The sequence below is a fragment of the Oerskovia sp. Root22 genome (assembly GCF_001429135.1).
Classification (GTDB): domain Bacteria; phylum Actinomycetota; class Actinomycetes; order Actinomycetales; family Cellulomonadaceae; genus Oerskovia; species Oerskovia enterophila.
The window spans coordinates 35,154-57,098 of the sequence record NZ_LMIL01000009.1 but is presented as its reverse complement, the minus strand read 5'-3'; the positions used below and the strand labels follow the sequence as shown (position 1 = coordinate 57,098).

Below are 21,945 nucleotides of genomic sequence, written 5' to 3'. Positions count from 1 at the left end.
CTCCTGCCCGACGGCGGAGCCTCCGTTCTCTTCGCAGGTCCCCCTGCGGGGCTGGCTGTCCACGACGTGGTCACCGCGGCCGGGCGCTGTCCCGGCGGGCCCGCCGGATGGCAGGGTGGGACCGTGACGATCCCGACCGAGCCCTCGCCTCCGAGCCCCACGACCGACGCTCCCCGCGCCCCACGACACCTCCAGCCCGGGGACGGCTGGGTCGAGTGCACGTGCGGCAGGCGGCACTGGGGGCTCGCGGGAGCCGCGGGCCTGCTCGTCGCGCGCCGGGGCGAGGACGGGCGCGTGGGCCACGTCCTGCTGCAGCACCGGGCGACCTGGAGCGACCAGGGCGGCACGTGGGGCGTGCCCGGTGGTGCGATCCACCCCGACGAGACGCCCGAGCAGGGCGCGCTGCGCGAGGCGCACGAGGAGGCCGGCGTGGACCCCGCACTCGTGACGATCGTCGGCGACCGGGTCCTGGACCACGGGCCGTGGCGATACACGACGGTGCTCGCGGAGGTCGTGCCGGGTGCGCACCTCGAGGCGCGAGCGACCGACGCCGAGAGCCTCGAGATCGCGTGGGTCGCGGTCGAGGACGTCACCTCGCTCCCCCTGCTGGACGCGTTCCGGGACGCGTGGCCCGAGCTCGTGGGGCGCTTCGCCGAGGTCGCCTGACGACGTCGGCCGCCACGCGAGGCCCTGGTGCGCGAACGGCCCGTGGTCGCCCCTCGTACGTCGAGGGGCGACCACGGGCCGTCGCCGCGTGGCGCTAGTGCTCCGGCCGGTCGTCCGGGGCGCTCTCGACCTCGGTGGGCGCGGGCTCCTTCGCGGGTCCGTGCGGGACGAGCTTGAGGCCCACGACCGCGGCGATGATGCCCGCGATGAAGACGACCTTGCCGACGGAGGCGGACTCGTCGCCCGTCAGGATCGCGTAGGACACGGTCAGCGCCGCACCGATGCCGACCCACACCGCGTAGGCGGTGCCGATCGGGATGTGCTTGACGGCCCAGCCGAGCCCGCCCATGCTGACGGCGAGCGCGACGAAGAAGACGATCGACGGGACGAGGTTCGAGAAGCCGTCGGACTGGCCCAGGGCCGTGGCCCAGACGGCCTCGAAGACGGCGCTGACGAGCAGGACGATCCACGGCATGTCAGCTCACCACCTTGAGGCCGACCACGGAACCGACGAGCAGGACCAGGAGCAGCCCGCGCATCCAGGTGAACCGCTCGGCCCCGGTGAAGAATCCCCAGACGACCGTGAGCGTGGCGCCGATGCCGACCCACACCGCGTAGGCGGTACCCGTGGGCAGCGAGGTCATCGCCCAGGCGAGACCGACCATGCTCAGCGTCAGGGACAGGGCGAAGACGACCGTCGGTCGCTTGCGCGTGAAGTTCTCCGATGCGGACAGCGCCGTCGCCCAGACGGCCTCCAGCATCCCGGAGAGGACGAGGACAACCCAAGCCATGACAAGTAACCCCTCTGAGTCAGTCTTGTCCGTGCGGGTACTGCTCCCTCGTCCGCGCGTTCCTCGTCGGAGGAACTTGGTACCAGTGTACCAAGAGTGCGCCGCTGCGGCCAGTGAGAGGATCCAGGTCGTGTGGGACAGGTCACGCGGACTCCGGTTCCCGCACCCGGGCGACGGGAGTACTGTTCTCGCGGAGGAAGGCAAGCCTTACCAAACTAGGACGCGAGTCCCAAGTCGGCCGGGCCCCACCGCTGCGACCACCGGCCGCCCCGGCCTCCGGCTCCCGGGCTCCCCCGCCCCGCGACCCGTCGAAGGACTCCCGTGTTCGCCAACTTCCTCATCGGCCTGCGTGAAGGCCTCGAGGCCGCGCTCGTCGTCAGCATCCTCGTCGCCTACCTGGTCAAGACCGGTCGGCGCGACCTGCTCCCGTACCTCTGGCTCGGGGTCGGCATCGCCGTGGCCGTCTCGATCGGCTTCGGCGCGGCCCTGACGTACGGCCCGCAGGGGCTGACGTTCGAGGCCCAGGAGGCCATCGGCGGCACGCTGTCGATCGTCGCGGTCGGACTCATCACGTGGATGATCTTCTGGATGGGCAAGACCGCCCGGCACCTCAAGACCGATCTGCAGCACAAGCTCGACGACGCCGTGGCGGCCGGGAAGTGGGCCGTGGTCGTCATGGCGCTGCTCGCCGTCGGGCGCGAGGGCCTCGAGACCGCGCTCTTCCTGTGGGCCGGTGCCCAGGCCACGGGCACCACGACCAAGCCGCTGCTCGGAGCCGTGCTCGGGCTGGCCGTGGCCGTCCTGCTCGGCTGGGCCGTCTACAAGGGTGCCGTCAAGCTCAACCTGCGCGTCTTCTTCGCCTGGACCGGCCTGTTCCTGATCGTCGTCGCCGCAGGGGTCCTCTCCTACGGCGTGCACGACCTCCAGGAGGCCGGCGTCCTGCCCGGGCTGCACAACCTGGCGTTCGACGTCAGCGCGCAGATCCCGCCCTCGAGCTGGTACGGCACGGTCCTCAAGGGCGTCTTCAACTTCTCCCCCGCGACCACCTGGCTCGAGCTCGCCGCCTGGTGGCTCTACCTCGTCCCCACGCTGTTCTTCTTCGTCCGGACCGTCTGGTTCAGCGCGCCTCGCAGCAGTGCCCCCGCGCAGGCCAGCACCCCGGCAACCATCGTCACGACTCCCGGAGGAAACCGATGACCCGCTCACGGGCCACCCGCGTCGCAGCGCCGCTGCTCGCCGTCGCACTGCTCGTCCCCGCCCTGGCCGCCTGCACGCCCAACGACCCGCCCGCTGCCGGTGCGACCGGTGCCGCGGACGGTTCCGCGAAGCTCACGGTCGACTCCTCGGCCGACGCGTGCACGCTCTCGGCCGCCGAGGCGCCGTCGGGCAACATCGTCTTCAGCGTGACCAACACGGGCGACGACGTGACCGAGTTCTACCTGCTCGCCGAGGACGGCCTGCGGATCGTGTCCGAGGTCGAGAACATCGGCCCGGGCATCAGCCGCGACCTGGTCCTCACGGCCAAGCCCGGCCAGTACGTGACGGCCTGCAAGCCCGGCATGATCGGCGACGGCATCCGCTCCGACTTCACCGTGACCGACTCGGGCAAGGACGTCGAGCCCACGGGCGCGGTCGCCGACCAGATCGCCCTGGCCTCGACCAACTACGTCGCGTACGTCAAGGACCAGACCGAGCAGCTCCTCGAGGGCACCCAGGAGTTCGTGACCGCGTACAAGGCGGGCGACGACGTGGCGGCCAAGGCCCTCTACGCCCCGGTGCGCGTCCACTGGGAGCGCATCGAGCCCGTGGCCGAGTCGTTCGGTGACCTCGACCCCAAGATGGACCTGCGCGAGGCCGACCTCGAAGAGGGCCAGGAGTGGACCGGCTGGCACCTGCTCGAGAAGGACCTGTGGCAGCCCGCGCCCGACGCCAACGGCGGCGAGACCTACGTGGCCCTGACGCCCGAGCAGCGCACGCAGTACGCCGACCAGCTCCTCGCGGACACCCAGGAGCTCTTCGACCGCACGCACGAGGCGTCGTTCGCGGGCGGCATCGACGCGCCCGCGATCGGCAACGGCGCCAAGGGCCTGCTCGACGAGGTCGCGACGGGCAAGGTCACGGGCGAGGAGGAGATCTGGTCGCACACCGACCTGTGGGACTTCCAGGCCAACGTCGACGGCGCCAAGGTCGCTTACGACGGTCTGCGCGACGTGGTCTCGGCCAAGGACGAGAAGCTCGCCACGACGCTCGACGAGCGCTTCCAGGCCCTTCAGGGCCTGCTCGACGAGCAGAGGCAGGGCGACGGGTTCGTGCTCTACACCGACCTCACGCCCGAGCAGGTCAAGGCGCTCTCGCAGGCCGTGGACTCGCTGAGCGAGCCGCTCTCGCAGCTCACCGCCGCCGTGGTGCTCTGAGGACCGACGCACCATGACGACCTCGCCCGACCAGCCCGACTCCCGCCCCTCCTCGCCCGGCGCCCCGGCGGGACCTGCCGAACCCGCGCACGAGGCGCGACGCATCTCGCGGCGCGCCGTCCTGGGGATGGCCGGCGTCGGGCTGGCCGGTGCGGGGCTCGCCGGGGGCTTCCTCGCGGGGAGCGCCACGGCCTCGGCGAGCGACACCGCGCCGAGCGCGGGCCCCGCCGAGGGGGACGGAGCGTTCGCGTTCCTGGGCGAGCACCAGGCGGGGATCACGACCCCGGTCCAGGACAGCCTGCACTTCGCGACCTGGGACGTCACGACCCAGGACCGCGACGAGGTCGTCGCGCTGCTGCGCGCCTGGACGCTCGCGGCCTCGCGCATGACGCAGGGCCTGCCCGCCGGGGAGTTCGGCCCCATGTCCGGTCCGTACGACGCGCCGCCGGACGACACGGGCGAGGCCGAGGGGCTGCCGGCCTCCGGGCTGACGATCACGTTCGGGTTCGGCCCCTCGTTCTTCACGGCCGCCGACGGCTCTGCCCGCTTCGGCCTCGACGGGCGCAAGCCCGACCTCCTCGCCGACCTGCCGCACTTCCCGGGCGACATGCTCGAGGACGCGCGCTGCGGCGGCGACCTCGCCGTCCAGGCGTGCGCGAACGACCCGCAGGTCGCGGTCCACGCGATCCGCAACCTCGCGCGCATCGCGTTCGGGACGGCGTCGGTGCGGTGGAGCCAGCTCGGCTACGGGCGCACGTCCTCGACCACGACCGCGCAGCCCACGCCCCGGAACCTGTTCGGCTTCAAGGACGGCACGGCCAACATCACGTCCGAGGAGTCCTCGGCGATCGACGAGCACGTGTGGGTCGCGCCGGGCGACGGGGCCGACTGGCTGGCGGGCGGCTCGTACCTCGTCGCGCGCCGCATCCGCATGACGATCGAGACGTGGGACCGCGCTCCCCTGCGCGAGCAGGAGACCATCGTGGGGCGGACCAAGGGCTCGGGGGCGCCGCTGTCCGGCGGCGAGGAGCGCACCGAGCCCGACTTCGAGGCCGCGGGCCGCGGGGGTGTCCCCCTCATCGACCCGGCGTCCCACGTGCGCCTCGCGCACCCCACGAGCAACGGCGGCGCGCGCATGCTGCGCCGCGGCTACAACTACACCGACGGCTCGGACGGACTGGGCCGGCTCGACGCTGGGCTGTTCTTCCTCGCGTACGTGCGCGACCCCGCGACCCAGTACGTGCCCATGCAGAACGCGCTCGCCAAGCACGACCTCATGAGCGAGTACCTGCGGCACACCGGCTCGGGGATCTGGGCCGTCCCGCGCGGGGTCGCCGAGGGGGCCACGCTGGGCGGGGACCAGGGTGCGTTCGTGGGTCAGGAGCTGTTCGCCTGACCCCGCCCGGGCCGGGGCGTCACCCGCGGACCCGGCCCGCCTCCTGGACCGCGGGACGGACCAGCTCGCCGTAGGCCTGGAGCGTCTCGTCGTTCGCGTCGTGCTGGAGGTAGAGCGCGAACTGGTCGACGCCGAGCGCCTTGAGCTCGAGCAGCCGCTCGACGTGCCGCTCGGGCGGCCCGACCAGGCAGAACCGGTCCACGATCTCGTCGCTCACGAACGCGGTGTGCGTGTTCCCCGCGCGCCCGTGCTCGTTGTAGTCGTAGTCGACGCGCCCGGCCACGAAGTCGGTCAGGGCACGAGGGATGCGGGGGTCCGCGTCGCCGCCCGGCCCTGTGCCCGTGCTCTCCCCCGCCCCGTAGCGCGCGACGATCTCCGCGACGTGGTTGCCGACCATGCCGCCGAACCAGCGGCACTGGTCGTAGGCGTGGGCGAGCGACCGCCCGCCCGCGCTCCCACCCATGCCTGTACCTGTGCCCGACGCCGAGTCTCCCGTCACGTACGCGGGTGCGGCCACGCAGATCGTCACCTCGGCCGGGTCGCGGCCGGCCTGCTCCGCGGCCTGGCGCACCGCGTCGATCGACCAGGCCACGATGTCGGGGTCGGCGAGCTGGAGGATGAAGCCGTCCCCGACCTCGCCCGCGAGCGCCAGGGCGCGCGGGCCGTACGCCGCGACCCACACGGGGGTGCGGCTGTCGGGTGCCCAGGGCAGGTGCAGGGTCGTGCCGTGGTACTCGACCGACTGCCCGCCGGCGAGCCCCCGGATGGTCGTGACCGCTGCCCGCAGCTCGGCCAGGGTCACGGGCTTGCCGTTGGTCACCCGGACCGCGGAGTCCCCGCGACCGATCCCGCAGACGGTGCGGTTGCCGAACATGTCGTTGAGGGTCGCGAAGAGCGAGGCGGTCACGGTCACGTCGCGCGTCGCGGGGTTGGTGACCATGGGCCCCACGGTCACGCGATGGGTCGCGGACAGGATCTGGGAGTAGATGACGAACGGCTCCTGCCACAGCAGGTGCGAGTCGAACGTCCACACGTGGCTGAACCCGTGGAGCTCGGCGCGGCGCGCGAGGTCGACCACACGCCAGGCGGGTGGGTTGGTCTGCAGGACGACGCCCAGGTCGAGGCGCTCGGCGGTGCCCGCCGCGGTCATGGCTGGTTCCCGCCCGTCATCGCAGGTAGGCCGAGGTGCTGCGGCGCAGGTACCGACCGTGCCCGCGGTGCCCGTGGTACTCGCCGTCCGAGATCAGGACCGTTCCGCGCGAGATCACGACGTCCACGTGCCCGTCGATCTCGAAGCCCTCCCACGCGGAGTGGTCCATGTTCATGTGGTGGGTCTTGCCGTTGCCGTCCGAGGGGTAGCCGATCGAGGTGTGCCCGGCGGGGTCGTAGACCACGACGTCGGCGTCGGCCCCCGGGGCGAGCACGCCCTTGCGGTCGCCCAGCCCGAACATGCGCGCCGGCGTCGTGCAGCACAGCTCGACCCAGCGCTCGAGCGAGATCTTCCCCTCGACCACGCCCTGGTACACGAGGTCGAGGCGGTGCTCGACGCCGCCGATCCCGTTGGGGATCTTGGAGAAGTCGCCGAGCCCGAGCTCCTTCTGCTCCTTGAAGCAGAACGGGCAGTGGTCGGTGCTCACGACCGATAGGTCGCCCGTGCGCAGGTAGCGCCACAGCTCGTCCTGGTGCTCCTCGGCCCGCGAGCGCAGCGGGGTCGAGCAGACCCACTTGGCTCCCTCGAAACCGGGCGCCCCGAGCTGTTCCTCGAGCGAGAGGTACAGGTACTGCGGGCACGTCTCGCCGAACACGTTCCAGCCGTCGTCGCGGGCCCGGGCGAGCGTGGCCACGGCCTGCTTGGCCGACATGTGCACCACGTAGAGCGGGGCGCCCGCGAGCCGCGCGAGCATGATCGCGCGGTGCGTGGCCTCCTCCTCGGTCTCCCAGGGGCGCGTGGTGCCGTGGAAGTAGGGGGCCGTGTCGCCGCGGTCGAGGGCCTGACGCACGAGGACGTCGATCGCGATGCCGTTCTCGGCGTGCATCATGACCATCGAGCCGTTGGTCGCGGCCTTCTGCATGGCCCGCAGGATCTGGCCGTCGTCGCTGTAGAACACCCCGGGGTAGGCCATGAAGAGCTTGAAGCTCGTGATGCCCTCGGCCACGAGCTCGTCCATGGCCTTGAGCGAGTCGTCGTCGACCCCGCCGAGGATCTGGTGGAACCCGTAGTCCACGGCGCAGTTCCCCTCGGCCTTGGCGAACCAGGCGGCGAGCGAGTCCTGGACCCGCTCCCCGGTGCGCTGGACCGCGAAGTCGATGATCGTCGTCGTGCCTCCCCAGGCCGCGGCGCGCGTCCCGGTCTCGAACGTGTCCGAGGCGGCCGTGCCGCCGAACGGCAGCTCCATGTGGGTGTGCGGGTCCACCGCGCCCGGGATCACGTACTTGCCGGTCGCGTCGATCACCGTCTCCGCGACCGAGGCGAGGTCCACGCCGAGCGTCGTGTCGCCCGGGCGCACGAGCGCGGCGACCTGCTCACCGTCGAGCAGGACGTCGGCGCGCGAGCGCCCCGTGGGCCCGACGACGGTGCCACCCGTGATGAGGGTCAGTGCCATGGTGCGGTCCTCTCGTTCCTCGGTCGGTCTTCTGTGCGGGGGCCGGCTCCGAGCTGACGAAGTGCCTGCTCGGGGCCCTCGGCTCAGGGCGCCGTCAGCGGGCCGTACGCGTCCGGGCGGCGGTCGCGGTAGAACTGCCAGCGGTTGCGGACCTCGGTCAGCAGGTCGAGGTCGAGGTCGCGGACCACGAGCTCCTCCTCGTAGGCGTCTGCCGTCTCCCCCACGAACGCTCCCTCGGGGCTCACGAAGTAGCTCGTGCCGTAGAAGTCGTTCGACCCGAGCTCCTCGAACCCGACCCGGTTGATGGCCCCGACGTAGTACTCGTTGGCCACGGCCGCCGCAGGCTGCTCGAGCTTCCAGAGGTAGTTCGACAGGCCGCGGCTCGTGGCGCTCGGGTTGAACACGACGGTCGCCCCGGCCAGGCCCAGGGCCCGCCACCCCTCGGGGAAGTGCCGGTCGTAGCAGATGTAGACCCCGATCCGCCCGACCGCGGTGTCGAAGACGGGGTAGCCGAGGTTCCCGGGGCGGAAGTAGAACTTCTCCCAGAACCCGGGCAGGTGCGGGATGTGGGTCTTGCGGTACTTGCCCAGGTAGCTGCCGTCGGCGTCGATCACGGCAGCGGTGTTGTAGAGGATCCCGGGCTGCTCGAGCTCGTACACGGGCAGGACGATCACGATGCCCAGCTCTCGGGCGAGGGCCGCGAAACGCTCGGTCGTGGGGCCCGGCACCGGCTCGGCGTAGGAGTAGAACGCGGCGTCCTCGACCTGGGGGAAGTAGGGAGCGTTGAACACCTCCTGGAAGCAGATGACCTTCGCCCCCTGGTCCGCGGCCAGACGTGTGAACGTCTCGTGGGCCGCGAGCATGGACTCCTGGTCGCCGGTCCAGCGGACCTGGGTGAGGGCGGCTCGCACGATCATGGGTTCTCCTCGGGTCTGTGTGGCTGCTGGGTCGGCGGGTCTCCTGCGGGTGGCGGTCCGGCTGGTCCGGCCGGGCCCACCGCCTCGGAGGGCGGGTGCGGTCAGGTGGGCGAGGGGTCGACGACGTACCGGTCGGCGACGTCGAGAGCGGCGTCGATCACGTCGAGGCCGTGCTCGAGGTCCTCGACCGACGTCACGAGCGGTGGGGCGAGGTGCAACCGGTTGACCTGGGGGAAGGGCCAGACGCCGCCCGCCGTCACGGCCGCGACGACCTGCGCCATGGGCGCGTTCTGGGCAGCCGTCCCCTGGAAGGGCACGAGGCGCTCGCGCGTGGCGGGGTCACGGACGAGCTCGATCGCCCACAGGAACCCGAGCCCGCGCACCTCCCCCACGCTCGGGTGGCGGGCTGCCATGTCACGCAGGCGCGCGCCGATCACCTTCTCGCCCAGCGTGCGGACGCGGTCGAGGATCCCCTGCTCCTCGAAGACCCGGATGCTCGCGACGCCCGGCGCGCACGCGAGCGGGTGCCCCGAGTAGGTCAGGCCGCCGGGGAACGCAGCATGGTCGAAGCTCGCGGCCACGCGCTCGGAGATGATGACGCCGCCGAGCGGCACGTACCCGGAGTTCACTCCCTTGGCGAAGACCACGAGGTCCGGCACCACCCCCCAGCGGTCGACCGCGAACCACTCGCCCACGCGACCGAACCCGACCATGACCTCGTCGGCGACATACAGGATGCCGTGCTCGTCGCACAGCTCGCGGACGCCCGCGAGGTAGCCGTCGGGCGGGACGAGCACGCCGTTGGTCCCCACGACCGTCTCGAGCAGGATCGCCGCGATCGTCGCGGGGCCCTCGAGCTCGACGACCTCGCGCAGGTGGCGCAGCGCTGCCACGCACTCCTCGGTGTCGTCGGCGGCGCCGAACGCCGAGCGGTAGGTGTACGGCCCGAAGAAGTGCCGCACGCCCGGGTCCACCTCGTTCGGCCAGCGGCGAGGGTCCCCCGTGGCCGTCACGGCCGTGCCGGTGTTCCCGTGGTACGAGCGGTAGGCCGCCAGGACCTTCTGGCGCCCCGTGTGGCGACGTGCGAGCCGCACGGCGTTCTCGACCGCGTCGGCGCCACCGTTGGTGAAGAACACGCGGGTCAGCCCGCCGTCGGCGCCTCCCGGCGCGCGCTCGACGACGAGCCGCGCGAGCTCGCTGCGGACCGGGTTCGCGAACGACGGCGCGACCGTCGCGAGACGCCCGGCCTGCTCCTGGATCGCGCCCACGAGCGCGGGGTGCTGGTGCCCGAGGTTGAGGTTGATCAGCTGTGACGCGAAGTCCAGGTAGCGGCGCCCGTCCGTGTCCCAGAACCAGGCCCCATCGCCGCCCGCGACGGTCACGGGGTGGATCAGCTCCTGGGCCGACCACGAGTAGAAGACGTGGGCGTCCTCGCGGTCGCGCCGCCCCGTGCCCGTCACCTCGTCCGTCATGCGCCGGTCCTCCGTCCGGTCATCGGCCCGCTCCCCACGCCGGGTCGCACGGTCGCCGCCGATGCCTTTCTCCACCTGCCGTCGCGTGCGGTCACGTGGGGTCACCTGTTCCGGGGGAAGCCGAGGTCGATCGCGCTCGTCGCCGGGTCGGGCCAGCGCGACGTCACGACCTTGGTCCGTGTCGAGAAGTGGATGGCCTCGGGTCCGTAGATGTGCGAGTCGCCGAACAGCGAGCCCTTCCAGCCCCCGAACGAGTAGTAGCCGACGGGCACCGGGATGGGCACGTTGATCCCGATCATCCCGGCCTGCGCCTCGACCTCGAAGCGTCGGGCCGCGCCTCCGTCGCGCGTGAAGATCGCCGCCCCGTTGCCGTAGGGGTTCTCGTTGACGAGGCGCAGCGCGTCGTCGAACGTCCGGACGCGGACGACCGAGAGCACGGGGCCGAACACCTCCTCGCGGTACACGGTGTGCTCGGGCAGCACGTGGTCGACCAGGCTGGGTCGCAGGAAGAACCCGCCGCTCACGTCCACGCCGTCGGCCCCGGGGGCCACGGGCGGCCCCGCGCGTCCGTCCACGACGAGGCTCGCACCCTCGTCGAGCGCGCTCTGCACGCGCGACGCGACGCGGTCGCGGTGCTCGGCCGTGATGAGCGGCCCCATCTGGGAGGTGGGGTCGTTCCCCGGCCCGACGACGAGCCCCTCCACGCGCGTCCGGATCGCCTCGACCAGCCGGTCGCCGATCTCACCGACCGCGACCACGACCGAGATCGCCATGCACCGCTCTCCCGAGGACCCGTACCCCGCCGAGACCGCAGCGTCCGCCGCGGCGTCGAGCTCGGCGTCGGGCAGGACGACGAGGTGGTTCTTCGCCCCGCCCAGGGCCTGGACCCTCTTGCCGTGGCTCGTGCCCGTCTCGTAGACGTGCCGCGCGACGGGCGTCGAGCCGACGAAGCTGACCGCCGCGACGTCGGGGTGCTCCAGGAGCCGGTCGACCGCGACCCGGTCGCCCTGCACCACGTTGACGACGCCGTCCGGCAGCCCCGCCTGCGCGAGCAGGCGCACGAGCAGCAGGGAGACCGAGGGGTCTCGCTCGCTGGGCTTGAGGACGAACGTGTTGCCGCACGCGATGGCCGTCGGGATCATCCACAGGGGCACCATGGCCGGGAAGTTGAACGGCGTGATGCCCGCCATGACGCCCAGCGGCTGCTTGACCTCGTGGACGTCCACGCCCGTGGCGACCTGCTGGCTGAACCCGCCCTTGAGCAGGTGCGGGATCCCCGCCGCGAACTCGACGTTCTCGAGCGCGCGCGAGACCTCGCCCTCGGCATCGCTCACGACCTTGCCGTGCTCGGCCGAGACCAGGTGCGCGATCTCGTCGCGGTGCGAGCGCAGGAGCTCGTGGAACGCGAAGAGGATCTCGACGCGCCGGGACAGCCCCGTCGAGGACCAGCCCGGGAAGGCCGCGAGCGCCGCGGCCACGGCCCGGTCGACGTCGTCCACCGAGGCCAGCGCGACGTGCGCCGTGACGCGCCCCGTGGCGGGGTCGTGGACCGGGCCGAACCTCTCGGCCTCTCGCACGGGGCGGCCCCCGACGACGTGGCCGACCACCCCGGCAGGCGGGGCGGGGACGGTGCTCGTCATGCTGGCCTCCCTCCCGGGCGTGGCTCGGTGAGCGGTGGCCCGGGTCGTCGACGACTGCTTCTCAGTGTGGCACGATCGCCCTGTTTCTGTGATCCGGATCACAGTACGGCCGTGGGAGGTGGTGAGCGACCTGTGAACGTCGCGCGTCCCCCACAACCGCGTCAGCGGCCCCTAGTACCGTCGGGCCGTGACCGACGACCACCGCACCCGTACCGACCTCCCGGACGACCCGCCGGCCTCGGCCGCTCCCCCTGCCACGGACGCACCGCGGGACGCGCCCTCGACACCCGCGACCCGGGCCGAGCGTCGCGCCGCCCAGCGCGCCGCGGAGCTCGCGGACCTGGCCCGGCGGTCGGACAGCACGGTGCACCGCGTCCCCACGCACACCGCGGCGATCGGCCAGGTCGCGCCGGCCGCCTCGCCCGACACCGCCCCCACGGCCCCGCAGGCCGACGCGCGCTTCGCGCCGGCACCGTCGAACCCGCCGGCACCCCTGCCGGCACCGTCGAGCGTGATGTCCTCGGCGCGGTCCGCACCTTCGGTGACGTCAGCACCTGTCATGCCGACCGTGCCGACGACCACCCCGGACCCGGTCGACGACGCCTCGCGCGCCCCCTCGACGGAGACCGCCCGTGACGAGCCTCCATCCTCGGCAGGCCCCGCGACCTCGGGCACCGCACCGCACACGACGCGCCGCCAGATCGCGCACGCCGCACGCCGGGTGGCGAGCCTCGGACGCGGCAACGCGGCGAGGCTGCTGCTCCTCACGGTGGTCACCGCGCTCGCGGTCGAGATGATCCGGGCGAGCGGGCCCCTGCTGGACCACGCGTTCACCTCGGGGGTCGTCACGGCCGCGGTCACGGCACTGGTCACCTACGCCGCGCCGGCCCTCGCGGTGACCATCGTCGCGGCCCGCCTGCCCGTGAACGGTCGCGTCGTCGTCGGTGCCGTCGTCGCGCTCGTGGTGTGGCGCCTGGGCCTGCAAGGACTCGGGATCGCGGCCGCCTCGGGCTCCTGGCTCGGCACGGCCCGGTACGGGCTCGGGCTCGGGGGCGCCGCGCTCGCGGTCGCGACCGTCGTCCTGGTCGCCGGGTTCGCGAGCGGCACCCGGCCTCATCCCTCGACCGAGCCAGACGGCAGCCATGCGGGCCCGCCGCGCCCGGCGAACGGCCGGATGGTCGCGATGGGCATCGGCCTCGGGATCCTCGGCGCGGCCGGGGTCAGCCTGCTGCACGGCACGTGGGACGCGTACTGGCGCACCGACCTGCTCGGCTGGGTCGCGCCGGTCGTCCTCGGCGGCGTGGCAGTGGTCGCGGCCTGGCTCCTGCGTCGCGACCCCGCCACCCCGGGCTCGCGCGGCCTGTGGGTGCTCGGGCCCTACCTCGCGCTGGGCGTCATGGTCTTCGGCAACCCCGCGTTCGTCGCGTCGCAGACCGGCCTCTCGCTGCCCGTGGCCGGTGGAGCGGTCGCCGTCACGGCCCTGGTCGTCGGGCTGCTCCCGCTCTGGGGCGTCGCCGGGACGAGCACACCCGCCGCTCGCGCCCTGGCCTCGACGGGCCGCTGGGTCTCGCTCGTGCTGCTGCCCGCGTTCACCGCGGTGCTGTTCCTGGTGCCCGGGCGCACGCAGGACGTCTCGTCGCCGCTCGGCTGGGCGCTGCTGGTGTGCGTCGTGGGGCTCGCGGCGACCGCGACCGACGCGGTCCGCCACGCCCTGACCCGACCCGCCCACGAGCTCGGGTGGGCGCGCCTCGCCGGGGCGAGCACCGCCGTCGGGCTGGGCCTGATCCTGCCGCTGCTCGTCTACCAGCTCGACTACGACGTCCCCCTGCCCGTGCCCAACGCGACCGTCCCAGTCGCCGTCGCGGTCGTGCTCGCGGTCGCGGGCCTGCGCCGTGCACGCGGCGGTCCGGCCGACCTCCCCGAGGCAGCCGGCACAGCCGCGGGCGCCGCAGCCGACGCGGCCCACGCGCCCGCACCGGGGCTGCGCATCTCCCTGCCCGTCACCGCGGCGGTCGCGGCCCTGGCCGCTGCCGGCGCGCTGCTCGTCTCCACGAGCGCGGCCGCCGTCGCGGTGGCCGAATGCGAGCAGCGCCTCACGGTGCTCGACTGGAACCTGCACTACGGCGTGAGCGCGACACCGTCGGTCGACCTCGACGAGGTCGTCGCGATCGTCCGCGACTCGGGCGCCCAGGTCGTGACGCTCCAGGAGGTCTCCCGCGGCTGGGTGCTCGGGGGCGGTGTGGACATGGCGTCCTACCTCGCCCGCGAGACGGGGCTGGAGGTCGAGTTCGTGGGTGCGGCCGACCGCCAGTTCGGCAACGCGATCCTGTGGAACCCCGACGTGGTCACGGCGAGCGACGTCGCGCGCCTCGCGCTGCCGCTGGGCGCCGGTCCGCAGAACCGCTCGACCGTCTCGGCCACGTTCACGCCCGTGGACGGCGACACCTCGTGGCCCGACGGCGTCCGGGTGACCTCGGTGCACCTGCAGCACCGCGAGGCGAACACCCCGACACGCCTCGACCAGCTCGACGCGCTGCTCGCGGCCGAGCCCGTGACGGGCCCGTACCTGCTCGCGGGAGACCTCAACGCCGAGCCCGGCTGGGAGGAGATCGACCTCGTCGAGTCCCACGGTCTCGTCAGCGGGCAGGACGACGTCGGGAACCCCGGCGCCCTGACCTCGCCCGCGGACGCGCCGGCCCACCGGATCGACTGGGTGTTCGGCGCGGGGCTGGAGTTCCAGCGCGTCACGGTGCTCGACGTCGCCTGGTCCGACCACCGCCCGCTCGTCGCCGTGGTCCGGCCGAGCGGCACGGAGCAGGAGTAGGGGCGGACGAGCCGCAGCCGTCACGGCAGCGGCCCGTCCCCGTCGCACGCGACGGCGAGGTGCCCGACGGCGACGCACGCCCTGGGCGTGCGGCGCCGCTCTCCCTGTGGCTCAGTCCTCGCGGTGGTGGAGCATGCGGGCGACCTCGGCGATGGACCCGCTCAACGACGGGTAGACCGTGAAGGCCTCGGCCACGTCGTCGACCGTGAGGCGGTGCGCGACCGCGAGGGTGATCGGGAAGACGAGCTCGCTCGCCCGCGGTGCCACGACCACGCCGCCGAGCACGACGCCCGCCTCGGGGTGCGCGAACAGCTTGACGAACCCGTCGCGCATGCCGAGCATCTTGGCGCGCGGGTTGCGGGCCAGGGGCAGCGTCGTGGTCACGTACTTGGAGCCCTGCTCCTTGAGCTTCTCCTCGCTGTACCCGACGGTCGCGATCTCGGGGGCCGTGAAGATGTTCGCCGCGACCGTGCGCAGCTTGATGGGGCTCACGGCGTCGCCCAGGGCATGCGACATGGCGACGCGGCCCTGCATCGCGGCGACCGAGGCGAGCGGCAGGATGCCCGTGCAGTCGCCGGCCGCGTAGATGCCGCGCACCGACGTGCGCGAGACCTTGTCGACCTGGACGTGGCCGCTCGGCGTGAGGCGCACCCCCGCCTCCTCGAGCCCGATCCCCTGCGTCGAGGGGATGGACCCGACCGCGAGCAGGACGTGGGTGCCCTGGACGACCCGGCCGTCGGCGAGCGTGACCTCGACCCCGTCCTCGGTGCGCACGGCGGCCTCGGCCCGCGAGCGCGACATGACCGTCATGCCCCGCGAGCGGAAGACGCCCTCGATGAGCTCGGCGGCGTCGGCGTCCTCGCCCGGCAGGACGCGGTCGCGGCTCGAGACGAGCACGACGTCCGAGCCCAGGGCGTTGTACGCCCCCGCGAACTCGGCGCCCGTGACGCCCGAGCCGACGACGATCAGGCGCTCGGGGAGCTCCTTGAGGTTGTAGAGCTGGGTCCACGTGAGGATGCGCTCGCCGTCCGGGACGGCGGTCGGCAGCACGCGCGGCGTCGCGCCGAGCGCGAGCAGGATGACGTCCGCGTCGAGCGTGACGGGCGACTCGTCCGCGTCCGCGGGCGTCACCTGCACACGCGTGGGCCCGTCGAGGCGCCCCTCGCCGAGGAGCACGCGCACGCCCTCGCGCTCGAGACGCGCGTGGATGTCGGCAGACTGGGCGGCCGCGAGCGCCATGACACGGGTGTTGACGGCGTCGAGGTCCACCATGTGCCGGCGCATGGCCGGATGGGCTGCCTTGACCGTGTCGACGGGCAGGCGGATACCGAGGTCTGCCGCACGGTCCGCGATGGTCATCCAGTCGGCGGTCGCGATGAGGGTCTTGGAGGGGACGACGTCGGTGAGCACCGCGGCTCCCCCGAGCCCCTGGCGCTCGACCACCGTGACGTCCGCGCCGAGCCGGCGGGCGACGAGGGCCGCCTCGTAGCCTCCGGGACCACCGCCCACGATCACGATACGGCTGGCCTGCAGGTCACTGTTCTCGTTCGTCACGGGTGCCATTGTGTCAGGAAGTCCGAGGTCACCGTGTCAGCATGCGGACAGATCGGTCAGCCGGTCCCCGGGTGGGTCTTCGGCGGGGCGCGAGGCCCAAGAACGGCTAGCCTCGTCCTATGACGACGACCTTGTCTCTCGACGACCCCACCACCGACCCGTTCCTCGTGGCCCGCGCCGCTGCCGACCACATCGCCCACGCCACCGGGATCGAGGGGCACGACGTGGCCCTCGTGCTCGGGTCCGGCTGGGGCGGGGCTGCCGAGCTCCTGGGCGACGTCGTCGCGGAGATCCCCACGAACGAGATCCCTGGCTTCTCCAAGCCGGCCGTCGCCGGGCACGTGGGCACGACGCGCTCGATCCGGATCGAGCGCGCCGACGGCTCGGTCCGCCACGCGCTCGTGCTCGGGTCGCGCACGCACCTGTACGAGGGCAAGGGCGTCCGCCACGTCGTCCACGGCGTGCGGACCGCTGCCGCGACCGGCGCGCAGACCGTCATCCTGACCAACGGCTGCGGTGGCCTGAACCTGGACCACGGGCCGGGCACCCCGGTCCTCATCCGTGACCACATCAACCTCACCGCGACCTCGCCCCTCGAGGGGGCCACGTTCGTCGACCTCACGGACCTGTACTCCCCGCGCCTGCGGGACCTGGCCCGGTCGGTCGACGGCTCGCTCGGCGAGGGCGTCTACGCGCAGTTCCCCGGCCCGCACTACGAGACCCCGGCCGAGGTCCGCATGGCCGGGATCCTGGGCGCGGACCTGGTGGGCATGTCGACCACTCTCGAGGCCATCGCCGCACGGCACGCGGGCCTCGAGGTGCTGGGCATCTCGCTCGTGACCAACCTCGCCGCCGGGATCAGCCCCACGCCGCTCTCGCACGGCGAGGTCATCGAGGCCGGCCAGGCTGCCGGTCCCCGGATCAGCTCCCTGCTCGCCCAGATCGCGAAGTTGGTGTGAGATGACGAACCCCGAGCCCTTCGCCAACGAGGTCGACGACCCCGGGTACGAGGCCGGCGCCGGCCACGCGGCCTTCCTCGCGCAGGTCGAGGCCTGGATCGAGGCGGACCCCGAGCCCGCGGACCAGCTCGAGCTGCGCACGCTGCTCGCGGAGGCCGACTCCCCCGACCCGCGCGACCACGAGGTGCGTGCACGGGCCCGCGCCGAGCTCCGCGACCGCTTCTCCGGGACGCTGCAGTTCGGCACGGCCGGCCTGCGCGGCGAGATGGCGGCCGGCCCGAACCGCATGAACCGTGCGGTGGTCATCCGCGCCGCCGCGGGCCTCGCGTCGTTCCTGCGCGACGCGCTGCCCGGCCAGACCCCGCGGGTCGTGATCGGCTACGACGCCCGCCACCACTCGCACACGTTCGCGCAGGACAGCGCCGCGGTCTTCACCGCTGCCGGGGTCGAGGCCTCGATCCTCCCGTCGGCACTCCCCACGCCTGTGCTCGCCTACGCCGTGCGCCACCTGGGCGCCGACGCGGGCGTCATGGTCACGGCGAGCCACAACCCTCCGCGGGACAACGGCTACAAGGTCTACCTGGGTGGGCGGGTCGTGACCGACTCGGGCCAGGGCGCCCAGATCGTGCCCCCGTACGACGCCGAGATCGCAGCGGCGATCCACCGCGCCCCCGTGGCGGCACGGGTCCCGCGGGCGACCGACGGCTGGACGGTCCTCGGTCGTGACCTGGCGCTCGGCTACGTCGAGTCCGTGGGCCGCCTGTCCGACGGCGCGGCGCGCGACCTCCGCATCGTCGCGACCCCGCTGCACGGCGTGGGCGGGGCGGTCGTCAACCGGGTCCTCGAGAACGCCGGCTTCACCGACGTCATCAGCGTCGCCGAGCAGTTCGAGGCGAACCCCCTGTTCCCGACCGTGGCCTTTCCCAACCCGGAGGAGCCCGGCGCGATCGACCTCGCGCTCGCGTACGCGCAGGACGCCAAGGCGGACCTGGTGATCGCGAACGACCCGGACGCCGACCGGTGCGCGCTGGCCGTCTACGACCCGCGCGTCGGGACCTACCAGGGCGCCGAGACCGCGCGCTCGAACGGGTGGCGCATGCTGCACGGTGACGAGGTGGGTTCGCTCCTCGGCGAGGAGATCGGCAAGCGGGCGGAACGGCTGCGCACCGCCCCCGGGACGCAGTTCTTCGCGAGCTCGATCGTGTCCTCGCGGCTGCTGCGCAAGATCGCCGAGAGCCACGGCCTGGGCTACGCCTCGACGCTCACGGGGTTCAAGTGGATCTCGCGCGTCGACGGCCTGGTCTACGGCTACGAGGAAGCGCTCGGCTACTGCGTGGACCCGCAGAACGTGCGCGACAAGGACGGCATCAGTGCTGCGCTGCTCCTCGCACAGCTCGCCAACCGGCTCAAGGCCGAGGGGCGCACGCTCGTCGACGCGCTCGACGACCTGGCGCGCACGCACGGCCTGCACGTGACCGACCAGCTCTCGGCCCGGTTCACGGACCTGGACCAGATCACGGCGGCCATGTCGCGGCTGCGTGCAGCGCCTCCGCGGACGCTCGCCGGTTCGGGCGTGAGCGAGGTCGTCGACCTGTCGGACGGTCTCGACGGCCTGCCCCCGACCGACGGCGTGCGGCTGCTGTCCGCGGACGGGACCCGGGTCATCGTGCGCCCCAGCGGTACCGAGCCCAAGGTCAAGTGCTACCTCGAGGTCATCGTCCCGGTCGCACCCGACGCGAGCTACGACGACCTCACGGCCGCCCGCGCGTTCGCACGGACCCGGCTCGACCACGTCCGCCGCGACGTCGCGGCGGCGCTCGGGATCTGACCCATCGCTCCTGCGCCCCTCGGGCCGCCGTGCAGTCCCCGTCCGGGGACGGGCGGCGGCCCGAGACGTGCGGGCCGAGGTCCGCGGATCAGGACCGCAGCGCGGGCTCCTCGTCGCGCGCCACGGCGGCCTTCCAGTCGGCCTTCTCGGCGCGCCAGCCCTCCTCGGTGCGTCCGCGGCGCCAGTAGCCCGACGCCGAGAGCGACGTCACGGGTACCTGCCGCTCGAGCCGGACGTGGCGGCGCAGGGTCCGTACGAACCCGGCGTCGCCGTGCAGGAACACCTGGGGCGTCCCGGGCAGGAACGTGAGGCTCTCGACGGCCTCGACGAGCGCCTCGCCGGGCGCACGGTCAGGGTGCTCGTCGCGGCGCACCCATCGCAGGTCGAGCGCTCCGGGTGAGGTGAGGGGCTGCTGCTCGTCCGCGGAGGCGACCTCGACGACCGCGAGGGCGGGCACGCCGTCGGGCACGGCCTCGAGGGCCGCGGCGATCGCGGGCAGGGCGCTCTCGTCACCCACCAGCAGGTGCCAGTCCGCGGTGCCCGACGGCGCGTAGTCGCCTCCCGGACCGAAGAAGGAGATCGGGTCCCCCACCCGTGCGGCGGACGCCCAGGGGCCCGCGAGCCCCTCGTCGCCGTGCGCGACGAAGTCGATGGCCAGCTCGCGCGCCGCGGGGTCCCACGAGCGGATCGTGTACGTGCGCATCGGGACGCGCCCCTCGGGCCCGGCCGCCTCGGGGAAGAGCAGCTTGACGTAGCGGTCGGTGTACGGACCGGCGTCGAACCCGTCGAGCCCGTCCCCGCCGAGGACGACGCGGATCATGTGCGGCGTGAGCCGCTCGGTGCGCACCACCACGGCGTGGGTCGCGACGCGCTCGGGCCTGCGGGGGGTGGGGTCGGTCATACGGTCCTCCAGGGTGCGCTCCGCCGGTGATGGCGAAGTGAGGCTAGCCTAACCCTGGACGTGCCGAGGGGTGGCCGCCCGTCCAGGCTCGGCCACCCCTCGGTCGTGCCGAACGGGTCAGTAGCCCGACGAACCGCCCTCGGCGGGCTCGATCCCGTCGAAGCCCGCGAGCACGGCCGCGGTCCCGGACAGGCCCAGGCGCGTCGCGCCGTGCTCGATCATCGCGAGAGCGTCGGCGAGCGTGCGCACGCCGCCCGAGGCCTTGACCCCGAGCCGGCCGCCCACGGTCTCCGCCATGATGGACACCGCGTGCGTCGAGGCGCCACCGGCCGGGTGGAAGCCCGTCGAGGTCTTGACGAAGTCGGCGCCCGCGGCCTCCGAGGCGCGGCACGCCTCGACGATCTCGTGGTCCGTCAGTGCCGCGGACTCGATGATGACCTTGAGGACCTTGGGGGCCGGGACAGCGGCCCGCACGGCCGCGATGTCCGCCTGGACGTACGCCCAGTCCCCCGCCTTGGCCGCACCCAGGTCGATGACCATGTCGACCTCGTCCGCGCCGTCCGCGATCGAGCGGGCCGCCTCGGCGGCCTTGACCTCGCTGTGGTGGGTGCCCGACGGGAACCCGCACACGGTCGCGATCTTCAGGCCCTTGCCGTCGAGCGGCAGGACCGAGGGCGAGACGCACACCGAGTAGACGCCGAGCGCCACGCCCTCGTCGACGAGCGCCTCGAAGTCCGCGCGGGTCGCCTCGGGCTTGAGGAGGGTGTGGTCGACGAACTGCGCGAGGGACGCGCGGTCCAGGGGGGACGTGCCTGCGGTGCTCACAGCTGTGCTCCTTGGATCTCCTGGTAGCCGGGGAGGATGACGTCGTCGATGAGCGCACGGCGCTCGTCGTGGTGGATGAAGGCGCTCCACGCGGCGGTGGCCGTCACGTCGTAGAGGTCCTCGAGCGTCCAGCCGGCCTGCTCGACGAGCAGCGTCATCTCGTGGGTCATGGACGTGCGCGACATGAGGCGGTTGTCCGTGTTGAGCGTGACCGCGAAGTCGAGCTCCTTGAGGCGGGTGATGGGGTGCGTCGCGATCGAGCCCGCCGCACCGGTCTGCAGGTTCGAGACGGGGCACAGCTCGAGCGGGATCTGGTGGTCGCGGACCCAGTGGGCGAACTGCCCCAGGGCCGCCGTGCCGTGGCTCTCGTCGAACGAGATGTCCTCGATGAGGCGCACACCGTGGCCCACGCGCGAGGCCTGGCCCAGGTGGACCGCCTCGGCGATCGACGTGACGCCCGACGCCTCGCCCGCGTGGATCGTCACGGGGAAGTTCTCGTCGGCCAGGTACTGCCACACGTCGGGGAAGCGCGAGGGCGGGAAGCCGTCCTCGGCCCCGGCGATGTCGAACCCGACGACGCCGTTGCCCCGGTTGGCGACCGCGAGCTCGGCGATCTCCTGCCAGCGGTCGGCGTGCCGCATCGCGGTCACGAGCTGGCCCACGCGGATGGTGCGCCCCTGGGCCGCGGCGAGGGCCACGCCCTCCTCGAGCCCGGCCTGGACGGCGTCCACGGTGTCCTGCAGGCTCAGGCCGCGCTGCACGTGCTGCTCGGGGGCCCAGCGCTGCTCGGCGTACACGACGCCGTCCGCGGCCAGGTCGAGGACGGACTCGCGGGCGACGCGCGCGAGGGCCTCGGGCGTCTGCATGACGGCGATGGTGTGGTCGAAGGTCTCGAGGTAGCGCACGAGCGAGCCCGAGTCGGCCGACTCGACGAACCAGGTGCCCAGCGCGTCCGGCTCGGTCGCGGGCAGGTCGTGCCCGATCGCGGCGGCCAGCTCGATGATCGTCGCGGGGCGCAGCCCGCCGTCGAGGTGGTCGTGGAGGACGACCTTGGGGAGCGCGGCGATCGCCGCGACGGTCTCGCTCACTGAGGAGGGTGTGGAGGTCATGCGCTCACGCTACCGGGCAGGGGACGGGTGCACCCGACGTCCGCCC

General features: G+C 73.2%; 18 protein-coding genes and 1 riboswitch. Of the genes, 7 read left to right on the top strand and 11 right to left on the bottom strand.

Going from position 1 to position 21,945, the window contains the following annotated elements; genetic code table 11:
* Positions 1 to 123 precede the first annotated feature (123 nt).
* Complete coding sequence (locus ASE15_RS10720; RefSeq protein WP_235534359.1) at positions 124 to 666, top strand: NUDIX domain-containing protein; 543 nt, start codon at positions 124 to 126, stop codon at positions 664 to 666.
* Between the two features lie 94 nt (positions 667 to 760).
* Here ASE15_RS10720 and ASE15_RS10715 read toward each other — a convergent pair whose 3' ends face one another.
* Both ASE15_RS10715 and ASE15_RS10710 read right to left on the bottom strand, forming a co-directional pair.
* Entirely contained in the window at positions 761 to 1,141 is a 381-nt protein-coding gene (locus ASE15_RS10715) for a multidrug efflux SMR transporter (protein WP_056763311.1), read from the bottom strand.
* Position 1,142: 1 nt separating this feature from the next.
* A complete protein-coding gene (locus ASE15_RS10710) occupies positions 1,143 to 1,457 on the bottom strand; it encodes a multidrug efflux SMR transporter (protein WP_056763309.1) in 315 nt (104 codons plus the stop codon).
* A gap of 13 nt (positions 1,458 to 1,470) precedes the next feature.
* Positions 1,471 to 1,538, bottom strand: a riboswitch (guanidine-III (ykkC-III) riboswitch).
* Positions 1,539 to 1,778: 240 nt separating this feature from the next.
* Here ASE15_RS10710 and efeU point away from each other — a divergent pair.
* Genes efeU through efeB form a run of 3 tightly spaced genes read left to right on the top strand, consistent with a single transcriptional unit; the run spans position 1,779 to position 5,267 of the window.
* Positions 1,779 to 2,654: an iron uptake transporter permease EfeU gene (gene efeU / locus ASE15_RS10705; RefSeq protein WP_056763308.1), complete on the top strand. Its 876-nt coding sequence runs from the start codon at positions 1,779 to 1,781 to the stop codon at positions 2,652 to 2,654.
* Positions 2,651 to 3,871: an iron uptake system protein EfeO gene (efeO, locus tag ASE15_RS10700; RefSeq protein WP_056763306.1), complete on the top strand. Its 1,221-nt coding sequence runs from the start codon at positions 2,651 to 2,653 to the stop codon at positions 3,869 to 3,871. Before efeU ends, efeO begins: the two co-directional genes overlap by 4 nt.
* Before the next feature lie 13 nt (positions 3,872 to 3,884).
* Positions 3,885 to 5,267 (top strand): iron uptake transporter deferrochelatase/peroxidase subunit, encoded by a 1,383-nt coding sequence (gene efeB / locus ASE15_RS10695; RefSeq protein WP_056763303.1) that lies wholly within the window; start codon positions 3,885 to 3,887, stop codon positions 5,265 to 5,267.
* A 19-nt stretch (positions 5,268 to 5,286) separates the two neighbouring features.
* On the opposite strand, the gene ASE15_RS10690 is transcribed toward efeB, so the two are convergent.
* The 5 genes from ASE15_RS10690 to ASE15_RS10670 all read right to left on the bottom strand — a co-directional run bounded on the left by ASE15_RS10690 (position 5,287) and on the right by ASE15_RS10670 (position 11,899).
* Positions 5,287 to 6,417, bottom strand: a complete 1,131-nt coding sequence (locus ASE15_RS10690; protein ID WP_056763302.1) for a TIGR03842 family LLM class F420-dependent oxidoreductase — start codon at positions 6,415 to 6,417, stop codon at positions 5,287 to 5,289.
* A 16-nt stretch (positions 6,418 to 6,433) separates the two neighbouring features.
* Complete coding sequence (hydA, locus tag ASE15_RS10685; protein ID WP_056763300.1) at positions 6,434 to 7,870, bottom strand: dihydropyrimidinase; 1,437 nt, start codon at positions 7,868 to 7,870, stop codon at positions 6,434 to 6,436.
* 83 nt (positions 7,871 to 7,953) lie between these two features.
* Positions 7,954 to 8,787 (bottom strand): nitrilase-related carbon-nitrogen hydrolase, encoded by an 834-nt coding sequence (locus tag ASE15_RS10680; protein WP_056650364.1) that lies wholly within the window; start codon positions 8,785 to 8,787, stop codon positions 7,954 to 7,956.
* A 101-nt stretch (positions 8,788 to 8,888) separates the two neighbouring features.
* Positions 8,889 to 10,259 (bottom strand): aspartate aminotransferase family protein, encoded by a 1,371-nt coding sequence (locus ASE15_RS10675; RefSeq protein WP_056763298.1) that lies wholly within the window; start codon positions 10,257 to 10,259, stop codon positions 8,889 to 8,891.
* Positions 10,260 to 10,360: 101 nt separating this feature from the next.
* Complete coding sequence (locus ASE15_RS10670) at positions 10,361 to 11,899, bottom strand: CoA-acylating methylmalonate-semialdehyde dehydrogenase (protein WP_056763295.1); 1,539 nt, start codon at positions 11,897 to 11,899, stop codon at positions 10,361 to 10,363.
* A gap of 187 nt (positions 11,900 to 12,086) precedes the next feature.
* Between ASE15_RS10670 and ASE15_RS10665 the strand changes: the two genes are divergently transcribed.
* Positions 12,087 to 14,723 carry an endonuclease/exonuclease/phosphatase family protein gene (locus ASE15_RS10665; protein ID WP_056763292.1) on the top strand — a complete coding sequence of 879 codons (2,637 nt, stop codon included), beginning with the start codon at positions 12,087 to 12,089 and terminating at the stop codon, positions 14,721 to 14,723.
* Between the two features lie 111 nt (positions 14,724 to 14,834).
* On the opposite strand, the gene ASE15_RS10660 is transcribed toward ASE15_RS10665, so the two are convergent.
* Positions 14,835 to 16,286 carry an NAD(P)H-quinone dehydrogenase gene (locus ASE15_RS10660; protein WP_056763291.1) on the bottom strand — a complete coding sequence of 484 codons (1,452 nt, stop codon included), beginning with the start codon at positions 16,284 to 16,286 and terminating at the stop codon, positions 14,835 to 14,837.
* A gap of 110 nt (positions 16,287 to 16,396) precedes the next feature.
* Here ASE15_RS10660 and ASE15_RS10655 point away from each other — a divergent pair, with 110 nt between their 5' ends.
* Both ASE15_RS10655 and ASE15_RS10650 read left to right on the top strand, forming a co-directional pair.
* A complete protein-coding gene (locus ASE15_RS10655; RefSeq protein ID WP_056650348.1) occupies positions 16,397 to 17,236 on the top strand; it encodes a purine-nucleoside phosphorylase in 840 nt (279 codons plus the stop codon).
* 1 nt (position 17,237) lies between these two features.
* Positions 17,238 to 19,064, top strand: a complete 1,827-nt coding sequence (locus tag ASE15_RS10650) for a phospho-sugar mutase (protein ID WP_082608865.1) — start codon at positions 17,238 to 17,240, stop codon at positions 19,062 to 19,064.
* Positions 19,065 to 19,152: 88 nt separating this feature from the next.
* On the opposite strand, the gene ASE15_RS10645 is transcribed toward ASE15_RS10650, so the two are convergent.
* The 3 genes from ASE15_RS10645 to ASE15_RS10635 all read right to left on the bottom strand — a co-directional run bounded on the left by ASE15_RS10645 (position 19,153) and on the right by ASE15_RS10635 (position 21,899).
* Positions 19,153 to 19,965, bottom strand: coding sequence for a siderophore-interacting protein (locus ASE15_RS10645; RefSeq protein ID WP_056763288.1), 813 nt, complete (start codon positions 19,963 to 19,965; stop codon positions 19,153 to 19,155).
* 117 nt (positions 19,966 to 20,082) lie between these two features.
* A complete protein-coding gene (gene deoC, locus ASE15_RS10640; RefSeq protein ID WP_056763287.1) occupies positions 20,083 to 20,790 on the bottom strand; it encodes a deoxyribose-phosphate aldolase in 708 nt (235 codons plus the stop codon).
* On the bottom strand, positions 20,787 to 21,899 hold the full coding sequence (locus ASE15_RS10635) for an adenosine deaminase (protein ID WP_056763285.1): 1,113 nt from the start codon (positions 21,897 to 21,899) through the stop codon (positions 20,787 to 20,789). The genes deoC and ASE15_RS10635 overlap by 4 nt, the downstream gene beginning before the upstream one ends.
* Positions 21,900 to 21,945: the final 46 nt, after the last annotated feature.